This is a genomic window from Corynebacterium sp. HMSC065D07 (genome assembly GCF_001810695.1).
Taxonomy (GTDB): domain Bacteria; phylum Actinomycetota; class Actinomycetes; order Mycobacteriales; family Mycobacteriaceae; genus Corynebacterium; species Corynebacterium hesseae.
Map to the genome: position 1 here is coordinate 190,756 of NZ_KV802471.1, position 18,161 is coordinate 208,916.

Sequence of the window (18,161 nt, forward strand, 5' to 3'; positions counted from 1 at the left end):
CCGTTTGTAAACGCCTAGATGGTTTACTTGGGGGCAAGTAAACCATGTGACTAATGCCTTTTGAGTGGAACCATGCGCAAGGCTAGAAGCTGTAAAGAGAATGCCCAGCTCAAACTTGCAAGTGACCAGCTCAAACCTGCCTGTCAATTGCCGGTCTAGGTCGCAACGAACAAGGAGAAGCCCCGCTCCGAAGATAGGAGCGGGGTTGGGAAATGGAAGCGGCCGAGGCTAGTTGTTGAGGGGCTTGCGGGTGGCTGCCATGTGCTTGGCGCGCTCCACGTTGGCCGGGAGTAAGACCAGCGGCACGTCGAACTCCACTTCGCGCTCGCAGAACTCGGTGAAGCTCAGCGAAACCGGGGCTGTATTGGAGTCGGGAGCAGCGGAGGTGGAGCTAGGAGCGGTGTACATCTCGGCGAGCTTGGCCACGATAACGTGGTCGTTCTCGGTGGTGCCGTCGATGGGCCAGTCACGGTCCAAGGCGGGGGAGCCGGAGTACATCTCAATCTGCTCATCGGCGGGCGGGGTGTAGGAGGCAGCCAGATCGGCAGCTTCGCACAAAGCGCGGGCGAGGACGTGGTCGAAGGACATGAGTACGACGTCATCGGAGGAGAGAAAGCCAGCCTTTTGCGCTTCGAAAGCCGAGGAGAAGTTGCGGGCCGAGGCGATGAAGTCGAAGGCCTTCTGGTGATAGTCTTCGACACCGGCCGCCTTGAGGCGCTCCAGCGAAGAGATGGTTCCCGTCCAGCCGGGGTACAAGCCCACGGTGCGCTCCGGGAAGCCGAGGCGCGTATCGGCATGAGCAACAATGCGGTCGCAGGCCAGCGCAGTTTCAAAGCCACCGCCCAAGGCCACGCCACGCACAGCTGCCACCACGGGGACCGGAGCGAACTTGAGTGCACGCAGGGTCTTCGAGCCATCCGCAATCAAAGATTCGACGCGCGAAGCAGAACCCGATTCGCCCGCAGCCGCAATAGAAGCCAGGTCCGCACCCGCGCAGAAGACCGGCTTGTCGTTGCTGATAACCAGCGCGACAAGGTTGGAGGAGGATACAGCGTCGAGAGCAGCACGAATAACTTCGAGAGCCGGGGTCGGCAGCGAGTTCATCGGCGTGTGCAGGTCGATGATGCCAATGCGCCCAGCAGACGTGGACACCGCGTGGACCGCGCCCGCGTCCAGAGACACGATGGTCTCCTTCTCAAGAGAAGCCAAGGTCACGACGCCCTCGCGTGGTGCGAGCTCCTGGCGCGAACCGGTAGAGGAGAGCACCGAGCCCTCGCCATAAAAGCCGCCCGCTTGAGCAGCAGCGGAGACCAATGCCGGAACGTCTGGGCCGTAAACGGAGGCGACGTGGTCGATTCCGATGGCGTCGGCAAGCGCGAAGATGCCCTTCTTCCAGCCGAAGCCCAAGGTCAAGCCCTCGTCGATGAGCCCCACATGGTCAGCGATGTCAGGGGCGACCTCGCAGCAATAGGCCAGCGTGTCGAGGAAGACCGCGTGGGCGAAGCGGCCGCCGGGGGAGTCGGTGTCCATGACCTCGCGGGGGTCCTTGAGCCCCACGACGGGATCCGACAACGTCGAGCGGGGTACGTACTCGTAGGACTCAGAAATGACCTCGTTTCGGCCGCGGTAGAAGCCGCCGTCACCGGTGCGGCCGGTCAGCCCTCGAGACACGAGGCCTTCGATGAAGGGATCATCGCCGAGGGGAACATCAAGAAGCGGATCGCCCGCCGGCAGGGCTGTCTCCAGGGACTTCCAGATCGGCTTGACAAGCTGGAGGCCGATGTAATCGAGCAGCCCGAAAATGCCGGTACGGGGAATGCCGAAGGCGCGGCCAAAGGCGGCGTCCGCAAGCTCGTAGCTCACATCGAACTCGCGGGCGCGGGCCACGCCGGCGGCCATCCAGTAGCAGCCCACGCGGTTGGCAATAAAGCCCGGGGTGTCGCGGCATTCGAGCGCAATCTTGCCCAGGGTTTGCTCGATGGTTGTGCGCAGTGCCGCCTCCGTGGGGCCGGAGGCGATGAGCTCCACAAGGCGCATGATCTTCGGCGGGTTGAAGAAGTGCGTGATGGCGAACTTATCGCGGCGGGCCTCCGGAACGCCCTCAAGAAGAGAGGCTAGCGGCAGGGTTGAGGTATTCGAGCTCAACAGAGCGTCCGCGGGCAAATGAGGCTCGATGGCTTGGTAGAGAGAGTGCTTGGCGCCCAAGTCCTCGAAGATGGCCTCGATGACCCACTCGCGGTCCTCCAGCAGGGCGTAGTCATCGCTGGCGCGCACGCGCTCGGCGAACTCCGGCAGGTGGAAGCCCTTGCGCTTGAGCTGGATCTCGACGCCCTTTTGGGCGCCCTCCGCATTCTGGTCCAGCAGCACGACGTCCATGCCCGCCGACGCACACAGCGCGGCGATGCCCGAACCCATAGAACCTGCGCCGATGACGGCTACCTTGGTGATGCTCATTTACTTCGCTCCATTCTCAATAATCATGGCGATTCCCTGACCGCCGCCGATGCACATGGTGACCAGGCCATAGCGCTTGCCCTGGCGGCGCAGCGCATAAGCCAGCTTGGTGAGCAGGATGACGCCCGTGGCGCCAACCGGGTGGCCGTGTGCAACGGCGCCGCCGTAGACGTTCGTCTTCGCCGGGTCGAAGCCCAGCTGGTCCTGCACGGCGATGGCCTGGGCAGCGAAGGCCTCGTTGGATTCGATGAGGTCGATGTCCTCCAGTTTCAGCCCGGCCTTCTCCAGCGCCTTCGGGACGGCAGCGATAGGGCCGATGCCCATACGCGTCGGGTCCACGCCCGCGATGGACCAGGACACAATCTTCGCCAGCGGGTTCAGGCCACGCTTGGTCACTTCCTCCGCGGTGGCGAGCACAGCGGCCGCCGCGCCATCGTTGATGCCGGAGGCGTTGCCGGCAGTGACGGTTCCGTCCTTAACAAAGACCGGCTTGAGCTTCGCCAGCTTCTCGACGTCCGTCTCTCGCACCGCCTCATCAAAGTCCAGCTCGCCGACGGGGACGATTTCTTCCGCGTGGACGCCCTCCGCGCGGGCCTGGGCGGCCCGCTCCTGGGACTCGGCGGCGAACTCGTCCTGGCGCTCGCGGGAGATGTTGTTATCGGCGGCGACGTTTTCTGCGGTCACGCCCATGTGGCCGGTGCCGAAGGGGCAGGAGAGCGCGCCGGTAAGCCAGTCATAAAGCTTGCCGTCGCCCATGCGCTTGCCAAAGCGTGCGCCTTCGACGGAGTAGGGCGCGTTGCTCATGGATTCCGCGCCGACGGCGAGTGCCAGGGAGCCGTCGCCAGTTTGCAGGAGCTGGGCCGCGCTGATGACGGCCTGGACTCCGGAGCCGCACAGGCGGTTGACGCCCATCGCAGTGGAGGAGTCTGGCATGCCGACGTTCTTGGCAATGGCGCGTGAGAGGTAGAGGTCCTTCGGCACGACGGGCATGACGTTGGAGGCCACGGCGGTATCGAGGTCTGCTCCGGTAAGGCCCGAACGCTCAATAGCCGCTTCGGCGGCAAGCGAACCGAGTTCGGTAAGGGAAAGACGGGCCAGGCTACCGCCGAATTTTCCGATGGGCAGGCGTGCGGCGCCTGCGATGTAAATGTCTTGGGGCATGAGTTCCTCCGTAGATTTAACGAATCACCATTAGTTAACTCGGTATCCTAGGTCACTTTTTCGCCGCGCGCAACGGAGCTTCACTGGAGGGTGTGTGAGGGGCTGTAGTTATGGCGTGGGTGTAACGTGCGCCACCCCCGCGTTGTTTACAGATTGTTCAACAACCCTTATGCTTTCACCATCGTTAAATGCGACCTTCGTCACGAAAGGTGCCCAACAATGAGCTTGGAATCAACCAATTCCTCCGCAGCTTCCCAGGAAGCAGCCCAGGGAACTACACAGGACGCGCCGAAAGAAGCGCAAGCCCCCAAGGGCATCGGCGCCATGGCCGGTGCCATGTTCCTCATGGCCACCTCTGCCATCGGCCCGGGCTTCTTGACCCAAACCTCCGTCTTCACCGTGCAGATGGGCGCGGCTTTCGCCTTCGCTATTGCGCTGTCGATCATTGTGGACATCGCCATCCAGCTCAACGTCTGGCGCATCCTCGCTGTCTCCGGCATGCGCGCCAACGAGCTGGGTAACACTGTGCTGCCGGGCCTGGGTTGGTTCCTCGCTGTCCTAGTTTTCATCGGCGGCGTTGTTTTCAACATCGGCAACATCGCCGGCTCGGGCCTGGGCCTAAACGCCATGATCGGCATCGATGCACGCATCGGTGGCCTCATCGCCTCGGCCATCGCCATCTTCATCTTCCTGTCCAAGCGGGCGGGCGTCGCGCTTGACCGCATCGTCGCCGCGCTGGGCGCCATCATGATTCTGCTCATGCTTTACGTGGCGATTGTCTCCCAGCCGCCGGTGGGTGAGGCCCTGAAGAATACCGTCATGCCGGAAAGCATTGACTTCTTCGTCATCACCACCCTCATCGGTGGCACGGTGGGCGGCTACATTACGTTTGCCGGCGCACATCGCCTCATCGACTCGGGCCTGTCCGGCCCGGAGAACGTCGGCGCGATTACGAAGACCTCCGTGCTCGGCATCATCGTCACCGGCATCATGCGCGTGCTGCTCTTCCTCGCGGTCCTGGGCGTCGTCGCCACGGGCGTTGCGCTCTCCGAGGACAACACGGCCGCCGATGCCTTCCGCCAAGCCGCCGGTGAGTTCGGCCTTCGCGCCTTCGGCGTCGTCCTTTTCGCGGCCGGCCTGTCCTCCGTTATCGGCGCGTCCTACACCTCCATCACCTTCGTGACCACCCAGAAGGTCAGCCCGCGGACCCGTAACTTCCTCACCGTCGGTTTCATCGTTGTCTGTGCCATCCTCTTCGCTATCCTCAACTCCGCACCGCAGAAGCTGCTCATCTTCGCCGGCGCCTTCAATGGCATCATCCTGCCCATCGCTTTCGCCATGATCATGTGGGTGGCCTTCAAGCGTCATGACCTCACCCACGGTGTTAAGCAGCCGATGTGGCTGCTCATCGCCGGCGTCCTAGCGCTCGTGCTGGAAATCTTCATCGGCATCAAGTCCCTTTCCGGAATCGTTGAACTATGGGCATAATGCAGACTCCTGCGGAGGTGCGCGCCTTCGCCCGCGCGCACGACATGACCACCACCGCCGGCCACGCCCGCGGCTTCATGCAGGCTAACCTCATCGCGCTGCCGCGCGAGTACGCCTTCGACTTCCTCCTCTTTGCACAGCGCAACCCCAAGCCGTGCCCCATCGTCGGTGTGCTGGAGGCCGGGCAGTTCACCTCCGAGCTCATCCCGGGCGGAGACATCCGCACGGACATCCCGGCCTACAACATCTATGAGGACGGCCAGCTTACGCAGACGCTTGACGACGCTTCCCCCTTCTACTCCGCCGACATCGTCTCCTTCCTCATCGGTTGTTCCTTCACCTTTGAGAATGCGCTCGTGGAGAACGGCATTTCCATCGCCCACATTGATCAGGGCCGCAACGTGCCGATGTATCGCACCTCGATTCCCTGCGCGCCGGCTGGAGTCTTCTCTGGGCCGATGGTTGTCTCCATGCGCCCCATCCCCGCGAGCCAGGTTGCCGATGCCGTCCGCATCACCTCCCGCTACCCGGGCGTCCATGGTGCCCCGGTTCACGTGGGCGACCCTGCTGCCATCGGCATCGAGGACTTGTCGCAGCCCGATTTCGGCGAAGCCGTCGACATCCCTGAGGGCACCATCCCGGTCTTCTGGGCGTGCGGCGTGACCCCGCAGGCCATCGTGATGAACTCGCGTCCCAGCCTGGCCATTACGCATGCCCCGGGCAAGATGCTCGTCACCGACATCCCGGATCGCGACTTCCTCATCCCTTAATTTCTGTGCGGTGGTGCTACCACCCCAAGCCCTCAGTGCGCCGATACATGGTTCTACTCAGATGGTTCTGGTCAGAAGGTTTGTTTGGGGGCAAACAAACCTTCTTTGAGTGCATAGATGGTTCACTTGGGGGTAAACGAACCTTTTGACCCGAACCATCTCACTCGAACCATGTGGTGCCGGTTAGTTTTGCGCGGGTGGAACCGGCTAACAGGAGCGAAGGCCATAGTGGGGGACTCGGAAACTAAAGGAAGCTAAAGGACCCGGAGAATCGATTCCATCGCGCGCATCAAGTCCGCGCGGCAGGCATCGGCGGCCGCCTCGCGCTCGCCTTGCGCAATGAGGTGAGCCAAGTCGATGTTGGCTTGCACGTGGTTATCGTGAATCTGCGGGTAGCGCTCCAGCGTCAACAAGAAGGTCAAGCGCATGCGCGCCAGCAGGTGCGACATGGAGCGGTCCAGCGTCGGCGAGCCCAAACCGGCGACCAGCTGCTTGTGGAAGCGCTGGTTGATGAGGGGGCGGGGAGCGTCGTTAAGCACTGCGGATTCGGTCAGCCGCACCAGCTCGCCTGGGTCCTCGAAGGTGGCATAGCGCGCCGCGGCCGGCTCGATGGCTGCGCGCGCCAAGTAGAGATCGCGCACGAAATCGCCGTCAGGGGTGGCGATGAACACACCCCTGTGCGGGATGCGCTCCACGATGCGCTCGGAGGCGAGCATGGCGAAGGACTCCCGCAGCGTGTTGCGGGAGCATTCGAAGCGCTCGGCCGCGCGGACCTCGCTGAGCTGGTGTCCGGGCATGTACTCGCCCTCGGAGATGGCGGCGCGGAGCGCGGACGCGACGGAATCAGCAAGCATGCGACTTACAGTAGCCCGCCGCTTAGGAAATCGTGGCGATTACCGCGCCCGGTTCCAACCTCGAGCCTTCCTTCGCAACACGGCTCAGCGTGCCCGCGGACGGAGCCTTGACCGCGGATTCCATCTTCATGGCCTCAATCGTGGCGATGGCCTGGCCTTCCTCGACCGTTTCGCCGTCCGCCACGTTCCACGCCACGAGGTTGGCCTCATAAGGACAGGTCACCTCGTTGCCGCTGGCGCTGGCACCGGAGGCCGCGCTTGCCGACGCCCCCTTCACCTGCCCCTGCGACAGCATATCGGTGGGGAAGCCCACGCTGACAAGCTTGCCGTCGATCTCCAGCGCAACGCGGGTGCGCTGCGCGTAGATGGCCTCGACAGGGACGGTAGCGCTCGTGGCTTCCGCGGAGGGGCGGTAGTTGTGGTCGAGCCAGTCGGTGTAGATACCGGCTGCGGCATCGGCGTCGCCGTGATCCACGAGGACCTGGGAGGAGACCATATCGCGGTGGAAGGGCAGCACGGTGCGAACACCTTCGATGTCGAATTCCTGGAGGGCCTGCTGTGCACGCTTCAGTGCGATCTCGCGGGTCGGACCCCAGACCAAGAGCTTGGCCACGAGCGAGTCGTAATAAGGCGGCACGATGGAACCGGAGCGCACGCCGGAGTCCACGCGGATGCCAGGGCCTGTCGGCGGCTCGAAGCGCACGATGGTGCCCGGGCACGGCGCGAAGCCGTTGAGGATATCCTCGGCATTGATGCGGAACTCGAAGGCGTGGCCGTCGGACACGGGGTCTGAAGCTTGCGCTTCAGACGAGGAAGAGGAATCAGACGGGGAAGCGGAATCGGACGCGAAGGAGAGGGGTTCCCCGGAGGCGATGCGGAATTGCTCCGCAATGATGTCCACGCCCGTGACCATTTCAGTCACGGGGTGCTCCACCTGCACGCGGGTGTTGACCTCGAGGAAGGAAATCGTGCCATCCTCGGAGACGATGTACTCCACCGTGCCGGCACCGGTGTAGCCCACCTTCGCGCAGATGGCGCGGGCACCCTCGTGGATGCCGGTGCGCTGCTCGTCGGAAAGCGCAGGCGCTGGGGCCTCCTCGATGAGCTTCTGGAAGCGGCGCTGCGTAGAGCAATCGCGGGTGCCCAGCACGGCGACGTTGCCGTGCGTATCAGCCAGAATCTGCGCCTCTACGTGGCGCGGGTGGGTCAGGAACTTCTCCACGTAGCACTCCGCGCGGCCGAAGGCCTCCTTGGCTTCGCGGCCGGCGGAGTTGAAGGCAGCCTCGATGTCTTCGAGGTTTTCCACCACCTTCAGGCCGCGTCCGCCGCCGCCATAAGCGGCCTTGATGGCGATGGGCAGGCCGTGCTCCTCGGCGAAGGCGCGGGCTTCCTGCCAGTCATCGATGGGATCGGAGGTACCCGGTGCCAGCGGGGCGCCAACCTCCTCGGCCACACGGCGTGCGGCAATCTTGTCACCGAGCAGCTCGATGGACTCCGGCGACGGGCCAATCCATGTCAGGCCGGCCTCGGCCACGGCACGGGCAAAGTCGGCGTTCTCCGAGAGGAAGCCGTAGCCGGGGTGGATCGCATCCGCGCCGGCGCGCACGGCGATATCGAGGAGCGCGGGGACGTTCATATAGGTATCCGCCGCGGAGTTGCCGGGCAGGGCGTAGGCTTCATCAGCCACCTGGGTGTGCAGGGCGCCGGCATCGGCCTCGGAGTAAATGGCGATGGAGCGGATGCCCATGTCGCGCGCGGTGCGGGCGATACGGACGGCGATCTCGCCGCGGTTAGCAATAAGGACTGCAGAAATCATGTGTGGTTGTTCCTTAATCAGTGTTTAAGCGAGTTCAAAGCGGACTGTTGCCCCCGGCGGGAGCTGCGCGGCAATATCAATATCTTCTTCGAGGACCGTGGCGATGACCGGGTAACCACCGGTCACGGCGTGATCGCGGAGGAAAATCACCGGCTCACCACTCGGCGGAACCTGGACGGAGCCGGCGACCATGCCCTCCGAGGGCAGCTCGCCCTCGCGGGCACGGCTCAGTTCCACGGAGCCCTCCGGGCCCAGCAGGCGCACGCCCACGCGGTTGGACTGCGCGGTCACAGTCCACTCGGTGGCCAGGAAGGCCTCCAGGCTCTCTGGCGTGAACCAGTCATCGCGCGGGCCGAGCACGCAGCGCAGCACGCCCTCGGTCTGTCCGTGCGCGCCTTCGCGAACGCGCATCGGGTTGCTCAGCTGGGCATCGGTCATTGCGGTGGAGCGGGGGAGGACGCCGATGACGTCGCCAAGCCGCACCGGCTGCGGCCCTAGCCCAGAGAGCACGTCCGTCGAGGCAGAGCCCAGCTCTGCATCCGCCACGATGCCGCCGCGGATGGCGATGTAGTTGCGCAGGCCCACCGTCGCGGGATCCACGGTCACCGTCGAACCAGCGGTGACGAGCACCGGGCGTGCGAGGTGTACCGGCATATCGTCGAGCAGGACGCGGGATTGGGCGCCGGTGACGCACATGACGGCGTCGGTCAGCGCGCGCAGGCGGATGCCGCCGATGTTCTCCAGCACGGTGGCCCCGCGGGGGTTGCCCACCGCGACGTTGGCCGTGGCAGCCGCCGCCAGGTCCGCCGCACCCGAGGGCGTGACACCCAAGTTGCCGCGGCCAGGGCGCCCCTGGTCTTGGAAGAGTGTGAGCAGCCCGGCATCGAGGACCTCCATGCGCGGCAGGCGCGCCGGGGTGCGGCGGCCAAAAGGCGTGGTCGACACAACATCCGGCAGCGAGCTCACCGCGCGGTAGCGCACGCGGTCACCGGGCTGCACCAGCGCTGGTGGGTGGGCATCGGATTCCCACATCGGGGTCGAGGTGGTGCCCAGCAGCTGCCAGCCGCCGGGGGAGACGCGCGGGTAGATAGCGGAGAAACCGCCGGCGATTCCGACGGCACCCGCCGGCACTGCGGTGCGCGGGGTGGCGCGGCGCTCGATGTTGAAGTTCTGCGCCGGGTCAGCCGGGGTGCAATAGGTAAAGCCGGGCGCGAAGCCGCCAAAGGCAGCGAGCCACTCGGTGGACGTGTGCCAGTCAATGAGGCCTTCGCGCGACATACCCATCAACTCGGCGGCCTCGTCGAGGTCCTCGCCGTCATAGAGAACGTCGATCTCCACAAAGCGCGGATCCTCGCCCGCCTGCGCGGTGGGGTGGAAGTCCTGCAGCTTCTCGGCGGCTGCGGCCGCGGAGTTCGGGGTGGCGAAGGTCAGCAACAAGGTGGTGGCTGCAGCAATGGCGTCGACTTGGTCCTTGAGCGGATTGGCGTCGAGGGCCGCGTGCCACGCCATGACCTGGGATAAGTCCTCCAGTTCCACGAGCAGCGCGCGCGTTCCTACGGGGTGAATCTGCATCAGATGGCGCTCCGAATCTCGATTCCGCGCTCCTGCAGCTCGGCGACCACACCGCGCAGCAGTTGCACCGCGCCGGGCGAATCACCGTGCGTGCACACCGACTGGGCATCCACGTTGAGCACGGAGCCATCGATGGCCGTGATGGATCCGGTTTCGGCGACCTCGAGCACGCGCTTGACGACGTCCCCCTCATCACCCATCACCGCATTCGCCTCTCGCCGCGAGACGAGCGTGCCATCGGGGTTGTAGTTGCGGTCGGCGAAGGCCTCGCGGATGACGGTGAGCCCCTTCTTCTCCGCGATGTCGACAGCAACGCCGCCTGGCAGCAGCATGACGGGTAGATCGCCGAAGGCTTTGATGCCGTCGATGACGGCGTGGGCCTGGGCCTCGTGGTGGACGATGGTGTTGTACATCGCGCCGTGCGGCTTGACATAGGCCACGCGGGTTCCGTTGGCCTGGGCCAGGGCTTGGAGGGCACCGATTTGGTAAGTGACTTCGTCGGCAAGCTCGGCAGGTGCGTAATCGATGAAGCGGCGCCCGAAGGCTGCCGGGTCGTTATAGCCCACGTGTGCGCCGACGGTGACGCCTGCTTCTGCGGCCGCCTTGAGGGTGCCCGCGATGGAGTGCGGGTCGCCGGCGTGGAAGCCGGTGGCGACGTTGGCGGAGGAGACGAGCTGGAGCATCGCGGCGTCATCGGCAACGGGGTTGCCGGCGGTGGTTTCGCCGAGGTCAGCGTTGAGGTCTATGTGCAGCGCGCTCATATTAGGAGGACACCTCTTCTGTAGTTCCCAAATTGTTGAACAATCTATGGGTGCCTAGTGTAGCCCGCATCACGTAGGTTTGTGAAGTGTGTCCCGTATCTGTGGATAGGTGGGACGTGAAAACACCCCCATCACGACGGCGATGGGGGTGCGGCTGCCTCGCGCTGGTGGGCCGGCGCTGCTAAGAGCTTCGCGTTTGAAGCTCGATGGTGCAGGATTCAGATTAGAACGGGAGGTTGACTCCCAGTGCCTGTGCTGCGGCCGGTGCAGCTGCGGCCAGTGCGCCTACGACGCCGAGGACGATGATGGCGATGCCCAGCCCGGAAGGCTTGCCGTCCTCGGAGGAGAGCTTGCCCTTGATGTCGTCAGAAGAGCTCTGATCCTCGCTGCTCTGGTCGCCCTTGCCTTCGTCGCTGCTGCCGGCGTCGCCGCCCTGGTTGCTGCTGCCGTTATCGCCTTCGGTGCCGGTGCTGGAGGTGGCGTTGGTGCTCTGGCCGGTGGTGTCTTCAGCGTTGGCGGCGGTGACGCCTGCGAGTGCGAGGGCGCCGGCCAGGGCTGCGGCGGTGAGGTTGCGGGAAATGCGCTTCATGTTTCTTACTCCTGGGGTTAGATCGGGAAAGTTTGGTCAACGCCGTATCAGACGATGTTGTCACCGTTAACTGATGTCGACTTCCCACATACTAACCGAAAATTAGTGAGGTAGGTCAAACTATTTCCAATTTTTAAGCTACTCCACGCAAATTTTCATGGTTGTGTCAGGGTGCGCTGGCTCGTCGGGTGGTGCCGGCCCTTGTGGTGGTGGGATGAAACTTCCTGCGTGGTTCGGGTTTTGAGGCTTGCTTGCGTGCTAGTTCATCCATTGAATCTTTTAACTCCCTCCAAGGGGTGCGGCCGGAAAAGTGGTGGCCCAACGGGCGTATAAAACTGCAAAAGCCGCGTCTCTCCACCCCGGTAGGGAAAGGAAGAGACGCGGATGAGTTGCCTGTTGGCTCTAGGCCTTAAACCTCTTAGATGAAGAGCTTGCGGCGAGCAACGACAGCGCCAGCGGCGATCATCGCTGCGATTGCCAGTGCGGCGAGGCCGCGGGCAACGGTGTTGGAACCAGTCTCAGCGGAGATACCGCGGGACTGTGCTGGGGTCTGTGCGGCGGTGCCTTCAGCAACCTTGCCGCCCTGGGCGATGACCTCGTCCTTGTTCTCCTGCAGCATCTTCTCGGAAGCGGCCTTCTCCTCAGCGGAAGGAGCGTCCTTCTGAGCTGCCTCTTCGGACTTCACGTAGGTCTTGCCGTCCTTGGCCAGGTACCAGGTCACGCCACCGATGATGAGGGCGGCCGGCAGGGCCAGCCAGGCCAGCTGCTTCTTGTCGAACTCGGTGCTGGTCGGCTCAGCCTCGGACTCGCCGTTGATCGGGTAGTCAACGGAAGACGGTGCGGTAGCCTCGCCGGTGGCTGCCATGTCCATGTCCGGGGCCATCACGCTGGTGGTGGTCGGCGCGTCTTCCTCGGGTGCTTCGGCGTCAGCCGCCTGAGCCTGCTGCTGCTCCCAAACGAACTGCGCTTCCTCCTTGGTGAGCTTGGTGTCGCCAAGCTCGTTCTTGTGGATGTAGCTGCCGTCTGCCTGCTTCACGTAGGTCAGGCCATCGACCTCGATCGATTCCGGAGCCGGGATCTGGGCAGAGGCAACGGCGGTGCCACCCAGTGCGAGGGAGCCAGCCAGAACGGCTGCGGTCAGGGTGCGGTTGATGCGCTTCATAAGCTTCTCCTTGCGGGGTTTGTGAGGTATGTGAGAGGGATTCAACCCGACGTGAACCACAATAGCCACAACTTTCACATTAATCACAAGGGTTTCGAAATTTCGCTCCGTAACATGGCGGATGCTTTTCGTGCCAAACGGGTGGCATGTTCGGTGGGTTGAGGTCCTCACGGGCGGCGCTACAAGGCGTGTTAACCTGCAAGGATAAGAACGGTGTTGTCTGTTGAGCTGCGAAAATGTTCGATAACTGCGCGTAGTGGCGGAAATCCCCCTGAACGGGGGATGCTGCATGGGGCTTAGCTCTGTTCTGCGGCGGGGTCAGGAGCTTCGGTTACGCCCTCAAACTGCCATCCCACCACGGCATTGCGCACCGCAGCAGCCAAAGGGTTGGCCGGCTGGATGCAGCTGATAGTGAGAAGGCGACCGGGCTGGGCATCGGTGCCCCAGATGCTCTCATCCTGCTCAAGGCCATCCTTCGACGGATCGTGCAGATCTGTTGCGGTGTATACCAGCCATTGCTCGCCGGAGTTCTGCGTGCGCAGGTACAACTTGTCGCCCACAGAGGCTTTGTGCTCGTCGGCGCTACCGTCGTAGAGGTTATTGAACACCGCTGGTACTCCTGCACCGGTATGCCCGGCGACCACCACGACGTCCTGCGCATCCGTACCGGGGAGCGAATAGGGTTTATCGTCTGCGGTGTAGGTGCAGGCCCTATTCATCGAGTCGGGGTTGATCTTGTTGTCTTTGATCCGACAGGAGCCTTCTTCAAACTCTGCACGCACATCAATTGTCGGGATGTACATCTCCACCGCTGGGGAGGGCTCGATGACGGCGGCGGGTTCCGTAACCACATCGGTTGGTTGCGGCGCGGGCGCGTCTGGCTCCTTATTGAACTGGAGTGCGGCGACGATGCCGACGAGAACCAGTGCCAAAATAAGGAGGACTCCCAACCCGCGACGGCTGATGGGCGTGCGAGGGCGCGGTGATTTCCGCCGTGGCGCAGGGGCTGTCGTCTTCTTCGGCGCGGTTCGGGTCGGCGCTTGTTGGGATGGCGTTTGTTGGGCAGGCGCCGACGTTGAAGCGGATCGACGGGAAGGGGAAGTTGTCGACGGGGACGAAGCTGGGCGATCGTGGCTGGGGCGGCGTCGCGGGCGGTAGGAAGGGCGCTCAGGGGCAGTGCTCTCGCGGTCGTGAGTAGAGCCTCTCTGGCGGGCACGCTCGGCGCGCAGATCAATACGGATTCCTTCTTCTGGCAGGCGGTAGTTATCGCGCTGCGCCGAGTAGCGAGAATCCATAGTGAGCTCCTGAAGAGAACGATAATTAGAAAGTTACAGTACTACTCGCTAAGTAACTATTCCGTATGCGCTCACTATGGCGGCAGGAGCGGGCATAAAATGCCGGCCTGAACTCTCGGCCTGGATGGCTGGCGATGAGGGAAGCCGTTGGCTAATGCCTTCCGTCGGCAGCGAGCTGAAAGCGCAGCGCGTAGGTGATGAGCCAGTGGGTGGACATGAAGTGGCCGTCGACAAGCTGCGTTTGCGCACTGGCGGCGAGTGCATGGGTGCGGGGCAGGACGGAGGCGTCGAAATGCTCAGCGAGTTCAACGAGCATCCATGCTCTGGTCAGCGCCAGGCCGTAGAGGTGGGCCAGGCGGCCATCGGTTGGGTCAAGCACCTCTGGGATTTGTGTGAAAAAGTCCAGCGCTTCGTTGTGGTGGGGAAGAAAGCCGTCGAACCAGTGTGGGAAGTCCGGTAGCACGCGCGACATGAGTAGAGCCTCCGATAGCCCGTTGGATAGGAAATCATGTCCGGACAGCTCCCATTTGAGCGGGTAGTCGCGGTCTTCGCCGAAAAGGCGGACAGCAGCCTCGCGCACCGAGCTCGCCAGTGAATCCAGCCCGAGTTTCTCCGCGGCCTCGTGGATGAGGAAAAGGTTGAAGGCTGTATTGGAATGCATGCCGTGGCGCACCGGTTGGTTGAGTGATTCAAGCCAGTCGCGGCAGTGCTGTGCGGTTAGCTCTACGAGCTTGTCCATCGCTTCGCCAGGCCGAACGGAGGCGAGCTGCAGCAGCCAGGCGCGCCCATAGGGCATTTCATATCCGGGGCGGGCGAGGAGGTAGTTGTATTCCGTGGTGAGGGCTTCTGCGCTGAGGCGATCGTCGAGAAGCGCGGCAAGTTCTTTGGGAGACTCGGGCCCGAGAATCTTGTTTAGTAGCGCGCCTGAGTACTGCATGTGGACGCTGGAGTGCCAGTCGAAACAACCGTAAAAACTGGGGTGCAGCTCGCGCGGGCGCACGTCGCAGTCTTCTGTGGAAGCGCTCGTGTGGTGCATCGCGGCGGGGAATTCGCGCTCGGGTGCGGCCATAATTGCTTTCGCCCAGGCGCTGGCACAAGTTTCTAGCGTGGTCATGCGTCAAGTATGGCAAAGCTGAAGGTGGGATGTGCGTTTCAGCGCAAACGTCGAACATATATCCGAAAATGTGGTGTTGGTGTCCGGTCGCCCTCGTAGTCTTTAGGGCAGGCATCCAAGGGGTGGGGGATGTGTGGGTGTCTGAAAATGCTGGCAATGCTCTTCGTCTTTGGGGGTTGCCACTATCGAAGAAGGGGGAACTGTGCAGTTCTTGGAAAACAGGCCGACGACGTTTAGTAAGAGACAAGTACATCGAATAGGTAGTGCGTTGCGCACTGGGCAAGAGATCGATGAAGAGCTATATCGGCGCATACTCATACATCAGTCTGCTCTTTGTGACCATCTTGAGTCCTTGGCAGCGTCGACACTGAATGAACTGAGCGTGCCGCTGGAGCGCTCGACAGATTCCGTTGTGGAACCGGACTCGAAACGATTCCTTATAGGTTCGCGGGTCAAGACTCGGCAGGTGCTCGTTGAGAAACTGCGGAGAATGCCGAGCTTCCCGCTAGAGAGCATCCAAGATCTTTCAGGAGTGCGAATGGACTTTGATGTGGCGCTCTCTGAACAATCAAGGCTGGCGGAGCTACTCGCCCAGGACTTCGAAGAAAGGGGAGCCGACCGCGTCAAAATTCAGGACATGAGAGAAAAGCCGCACTCTGGGTATAGGGCGATCCATTTACATATTTACTCTCCGGCAGGCCGGGCTGAGTTTCAGCTTCGGACGGCGCTCCAGTCACGATGGGCCAACCTTTATGAACTTGCTGGTGACTTGTACGGTCGCGGCATCCGATACCTTGAGCTCGGAGAGCACGTACCGTTGCAATTTGAGACCCAGGTTCGCTCGTTGCATGAGCTTTCAGAAGTGGTGCATAGAGTAGAAAAATACTTCGATGTGCTCTCTTCTCCGTTTGCCGAGCGCCCAGTGGAAACGGTGGAGTTGCGTGAAGCCCGGCCATTGCGGCAAAGGACTTCTAGGATGTTGGATAGGCTAATTAGTGAGCTCGACCGGAGACGGACAGAAAACGAGTCGGAAGGGAGTAAATAGTATGCCGGCTTTTCTTATTAAGTATCACCGTCCGACGGGTGCACTGAATGTCACGGAGTTTGAATCCCTAACTGCGGCAACTCTTGCCCGTCACGACCTCGATCAAATCAACGATGACCCAGACGTTGAGCTCGTTGCCATTGGCGCTGAAAGCCTAGAGTCCGTTCGACACACGCACGCGCGCTACTTCTTCCGTGAGAAGACCGCGCCGCCGTATCCCTTTGTGGCTTAAAGCTTGAAGCTTTGAATAGCGTAGTTAGCGAAGGCTAGCCGCGAAGGATTTTCTCCATGGCTTTTCCTTTGGCTAGCTCGTCAACGAGCTTGTCCATGTACCGAATATTTTGCATCAGCGGGTCCTCGATGTCCTGGACACGGTGCCCGCAGATGCTGCCGGTGATGAGGGAGCGGGATGGGTTCAGGTGCGGGGCCTGCTCGAAGAAGTCCTCGAGGGTGACCTTTTGCTTCCGGACCCGTTCCAGCTCCTCAACCGAGTAGCCGGTAAGCCAAGTGATGACTTCGTGAAGCTCGCTGACAGTCCTGCCTTTGCGCTCTACCTTCTTAACGTAGTGCGGATAAATATCGGCGAAGGGAACGGAAAAGATGCGGTGAGACATGGGCGCAGTATATCGGTGGGCCTCATGGCGCGCGGCGGCCGTTCGTTGTCGCGGTTTAGCCGTGCCAGAGCGTCGAGATTGGCATTGCCCAGAGGTTTTCACCCATCGGCAAGACGTCCTTGCCTGTGTACAAGACAATTCCTGCGCGGAAAGAATCACCAGCTACCTGCTGAAGATAGCGCAGGCCAGCAAAGTCCTTCGGCTGGATCGACATTGCGGCTTTGACCTCCACGCCAACAACGTCCCGGGATCGTGATTCCAGCACAAGGTCAACCTCTTTGCCAGTAGAAGTCCGAAAGTGGAAGAGGCGATAATCAACTGATGACCATGCTTTCTGCTTCAGAAGCTCGTTGGCAACAAAGGCTTCGCAGATGCCGCCGCTAAGCGTGCTGGAAATGTTCATCTCCAATGCCTCTGGCTCGAGGCCTGCCAGACTTGTGGCCAGTGCGGTATCCGAGAGGAAGACCTTAGGCTTAGAGATAGCTCGCTTCTCAAGATTTGTTCCCCATGATGGTAATTGGTTAATCAAGAAGACATCATTCAGAGCAGCTACATAGGTAGGGACTGAGCGTTCGGGAATGTCGAGTGCACGCCCAATGTGCGCCGCTACAAGTTCCGCGGTGCCTTGTGCAGCAAACTTGGCGAGAAGATTGTGTAAGCGGTCAGGGAATTGAATGCCGTAGAGCTCGGCAGCGTCTTTTGACAAGACTCGCTCAATATAAGCATCGAACCACCGGTGTTGCCGTCGCCGACTAGAATCCCTAAGTCCTGGAAAACTCGGCGTGCAGAAGAGCTGGAAGTAGTCAGCCCGGGAAAGGGCGGATGCGGGTTGTACGCTTGCATCTTTTAATGACCACATTCGGCCTGCAAAGTCTTCGTGGATACCTAAACGTTCGCCCACGCTGAGGCCGTGAAGGCGAATAGTTTCTGCGCGGCCAGCGAGAGATTCTTCAGCTCCTGTGAGACTGAGGAGGTTGGATGATCCGGTAAGGATAAAACGACCCGGCCGTCGATCTTCTTCGAGTGCGCCTTTAATCGCGCGAAACAGCTCTGGTGCGCGCTGAATTTCATCTATGGCTAGTGTCCCTTCGGGGAGCTGTCTGACAAAGCCGTCTGGATCTGCTTTCGCAGATACCAGCGAAGCGCTCTCATCAAGGTTAATGAATCTATGTTCCCTACCTTCGAGTAATTGATGGACAAGGGTGCTCTTTCCTACTTGGCGTGCGCCGGAAATAGTCAGCACAGGTGTATCTGACAGAACTTCTTCCGCCAGTTCTAGTGCGTTTCTATGCAGAAAAGAATGAGTCATGGCCGTCAATCTACCTGCGGTGTTGCGGTTCTGCAAGATGTTCATTGCGGTTCTGCAATGCTCTCGTTGCGGTTCTGCAAGGTTCTCATTGCCGTTCTGCAATGCTCGCGCTGCCGTTTGATCACGCTGTGGAACGCCAAAAAGAGGGCACCCGCAG

At 61.8% G+C, this 18,161-nt stretch carries 16 protein-coding genes; 4 read left to right on the plus strand and 12 right to left on the minus strand.

The window, feature by feature from the left end:
• Positions 1-228 precede the first annotated feature (228 nt).
• On the minus strand, positions 229-2,454 hold the full coding sequence (locus HMPREF2760_RS13170; protein ID WP_070597173.1) for a 3-hydroxyacyl-CoA dehydrogenase/enoyl-CoA hydratase family protein: 2,226 nt from the start codon (positions 2,452-2,454) through the stop codon (positions 229-231).
• A complete protein-coding gene (locus tag HMPREF2760_RS09985; protein WP_070597175.1) occupies positions 2,455-3,615 on the minus strand; it encodes an acetyl-CoA C-acyltransferase in 1,161 nt (386 codons plus the stop codon). It lies immediately after the preceding gene.
• A 324-nt stretch (positions 3,616-3,939) separates the two neighbouring features.
• Between HMPREF2760_RS09985 and HMPREF2760_RS09990 the strand changes: the two genes are divergently transcribed.
• Together HMPREF2760_RS09990 and HMPREF2760_RS09995 are read left to right on the plus strand one after the other, a co-directional pair.
• Positions 3,940-5,103 (plus strand): NRAMP family divalent metal transporter, encoded by a 1,164-nt coding sequence (locus HMPREF2760_RS09990; RefSeq protein ID WP_180952061.1) that lies wholly within the window; start codon positions 3,940-3,942, stop codon positions 5,101-5,103.
• Positions 5,094-5,873, plus strand: coding sequence for a putative hydro-lyase (locus HMPREF2760_RS09995; RefSeq protein ID WP_210386356.1), 780 nt, complete (start codon positions 5,094-5,096; stop codon positions 5,871-5,873). Before HMPREF2760_RS09990 ends, HMPREF2760_RS09995 begins: the two co-directional genes overlap by 10 nt.
• Positions 5,874-6,127: 254 nt before the next feature.
• Here HMPREF2760_RS09995 and HMPREF2760_RS10000 read toward each other — a convergent pair whose 3' ends face one another.
• From HMPREF2760_RS10000 to HMPREF2760_RS12620, 8 genes are all read right to left on the minus strand, one after another.
• Positions 6,128-6,727 (minus strand): GntR family transcriptional regulator, encoded by a 600-nt coding sequence (locus HMPREF2760_RS10000; RefSeq protein ID WP_070523521.1) that lies wholly within the window; start codon positions 6,725-6,727, stop codon positions 6,128-6,130.
• Positions 6,728-6,749: 22 nt separating this feature from the next.
• Positions 6,750-8,543 carry an acetyl/propionyl/methylcrotonyl-CoA carboxylase subunit alpha gene (locus HMPREF2760_RS10005; protein ID WP_070597180.1) on the minus strand — a complete coding sequence of 598 codons (1,794 nt, stop codon included), beginning with the start codon at positions 8,541-8,543 and terminating at the stop codon, positions 6,750-6,752.
• Positions 8,544-8,567: 24 nt separating this feature from the next.
• Positions 8,568-10,115 (minus strand): 5-oxoprolinase subunit B/C family protein, encoded by a 1,548-nt coding sequence (locus HMPREF2760_RS10010; protein WP_070597182.1) that lies wholly within the window; start codon positions 10,113-10,115, stop codon positions 8,568-8,570.
• A complete protein-coding gene (locus HMPREF2760_RS10015; RefSeq protein ID WP_070565109.1) occupies positions 10,115-10,876 on the minus strand; it encodes a LamB/YcsF family protein in 762 nt (253 codons plus the stop codon). The genes HMPREF2760_RS10010 and HMPREF2760_RS10015 overlap by 1 nt, the downstream gene beginning before the upstream one ends.
• Positions 10,877-11,099: 223 nt before the next feature.
• Positions 11,100-11,465, minus strand: coding sequence for a hypothetical protein (locus tag HMPREF2760_RS10020; RefSeq protein ID WP_070597183.1), 366 nt, complete (start codon positions 11,463-11,465; stop codon positions 11,100-11,102).
• Positions 11,466-11,883: 418 nt separating this feature from the next.
• A complete protein-coding gene (locus tag HMPREF2760_RS10025; protein WP_070597186.1) occupies positions 11,884-12,627 on the minus strand; it encodes a hypothetical protein in 744 nt (247 codons plus the stop codon).
• Positions 12,628-12,923: 296 nt separating this feature from the next.
• Positions 12,924-13,922, minus strand: coding sequence for a sortase family protein (locus tag HMPREF2760_RS13105; RefSeq protein ID WP_246818532.1), 999 nt, complete (start codon positions 13,920-13,922; stop codon positions 12,924-12,926).
• Positions 13,923-14,073: 151 nt separating this feature from the next.
• On the minus strand, positions 14,074-15,036 hold the full coding sequence (locus tag HMPREF2760_RS12620) for a DUF2891 family protein (RefSeq protein WP_141752588.1): 963 nt from the start codon (positions 15,034-15,036) through the stop codon (positions 14,074-14,076).
• 412 nt (positions 15,037-15,448) lie between these two features.
• Here HMPREF2760_RS12620 and HMPREF2760_RS10050 point away from each other — a divergent pair, with 412 nt between their 5' ends.
• Together HMPREF2760_RS10050 and HMPREF2760_RS10055 are read left to right on the plus strand one after the other, a co-directional pair.
• A complete protein-coding gene (locus HMPREF2760_RS10050) occupies positions 15,449-16,081 on the plus strand; it encodes a RelA/SpoT domain-containing protein (protein ID WP_256375377.1) in 633 nt (210 codons plus the stop codon).
• A 1-nt stretch (position 16,082) separates the two neighbouring features.
• A complete protein-coding gene (locus HMPREF2760_RS10055) occupies positions 16,083-16,313 on the plus strand; it encodes a hypothetical protein (protein WP_070597191.1) in 231 nt (76 codons plus the stop codon).
• Positions 16,314-16,347: 34 nt separating this feature from the next.
• On the opposite strand, the gene HMPREF2760_RS10060 is transcribed toward HMPREF2760_RS10055, so the two are convergent.
• Positions 16,348-16,695 (minus strand): DUF2200 domain-containing protein, encoded by a 348-nt coding sequence (locus HMPREF2760_RS10060; RefSeq protein ID WP_070597192.1) that lies wholly within the window; start codon positions 16,693-16,695, stop codon positions 16,348-16,350.
• A gap of 55 nt (positions 16,696-16,750) precedes the next feature.
• Positions 16,751-18,004: an ATP-binding protein gene (locus HMPREF2760_RS10065; RefSeq protein WP_070523578.1), complete on the minus strand. Its 1,254-nt coding sequence runs from the start codon at positions 18,002-18,004 to the stop codon at positions 16,751-16,753.
• Positions 18,005-18,161 lie beyond the last annotated feature (157 nt).

What these genes read in the sequence shown, in the direction of transcription:
- HMPREF2760_RS13170 (WP_070597173.1), bottom strand. Translation starts at nt 2,454, where the DNA reads ATGAGCATCACCAAGGTAGCCGTCATCGGCGCAGGTTCTATGGGTTCG.
- HMPREF2760_RS09985 (WP_070597175.1), bottom strand. Translation starts at nt 3,615, where the DNA reads ATGCCCCAAGACATTTACATCGCAGGCGCCGCACGCCTGCCCATCGGA.
- HMPREF2760_RS09990 (WP_180952061.1), top strand. Translation starts at nt 3,940, where the DNA reads ATGGCCGGTGCCATGTTCCTCATGGCCACCTCTGCCATCGGCCCGGGC.
- HMPREF2760_RS09995 (WP_210386356.1), top strand. Translation starts at nt 5,094, where the DNA reads ATGGGCATAATGCAGACTCCTGCGGAGGTGCGCGCCTTCGCCCGCGCG.
- HMPREF2760_RS10000 (WP_070523521.1), bottom strand. Translation starts at nt 6,727, where the DNA reads ATGCTTGCTGATTCCGTCGCGTCCGCGCTCCGCGCCGCCATCTCCGAG.
- HMPREF2760_RS10005 (WP_070597180.1), bottom strand. Translation starts at nt 8,543, where the DNA reads ATGATTTCTGCAGTCCTTATTGCTAACCGCGGCGAGATCGCCGTCCGT.
- HMPREF2760_RS10010 (WP_070597182.1), bottom strand. Translation starts at nt 10,115, where the DNA reads ATGCAGATTCACCCCGTAGGAACGCGCGCGCTGCTCGTGGAACTGGAG.
- HMPREF2760_RS10015 (WP_070565109.1), bottom strand. Translation starts at nt 10,876, where the DNA reads ATGAGCGCGCTGCACATAGACCTCAACGCTGACCTCGGCGAAACCACC.
- HMPREF2760_RS10020 (WP_070597183.1), bottom strand. Translation starts at nt 11,465, where the DNA reads ATGAAGCGCATTTCCCGCAACCTCACCGCCGCAGCCCTGGCCGGCGCC.
- HMPREF2760_RS10025 (WP_070597186.1), bottom strand. Translation starts at nt 12,627, where the DNA reads ATGAAGCGCATCAACCGCACCCTGACCGCAGCCGTTCTGGCTGGCTCC.
- HMPREF2760_RS13105 (WP_246818532.1), bottom strand. Translation starts at nt 13,922, where the DNA reads ATGGATTCTCGCTACTCGGCGCAGCGCGATAACTACCGCCTGCCAGAA.
- HMPREF2760_RS12620 (WP_141752588.1), bottom strand. Translation starts at nt 15,036, where the DNA reads ATGACCACGCTAGAAACTTGTGCCAGCGCCTGGGCGAAAGCAATTATG.
- HMPREF2760_RS10055 (WP_070597191.1), top strand. Translation starts at nt 16,083, where the DNA reads ATGCCGGCTTTTCTTATTAAGTATCACCGTCCGACGGGTGCACTGAAT.
- HMPREF2760_RS10060 (WP_070597192.1), bottom strand. Translation starts at nt 16,695, where the DNA reads ATGTCTCACCGCATCTTTTCCGTTCCCTTCGCCGATATTTATCCGCAC.
- HMPREF2760_RS10065 (WP_070523578.1), bottom strand. Translation starts at nt 18,004, where the DNA reads ATGACTCATTCTTTTCTGCATAGAAACGCACTAGAACTGGCGGAAGAA.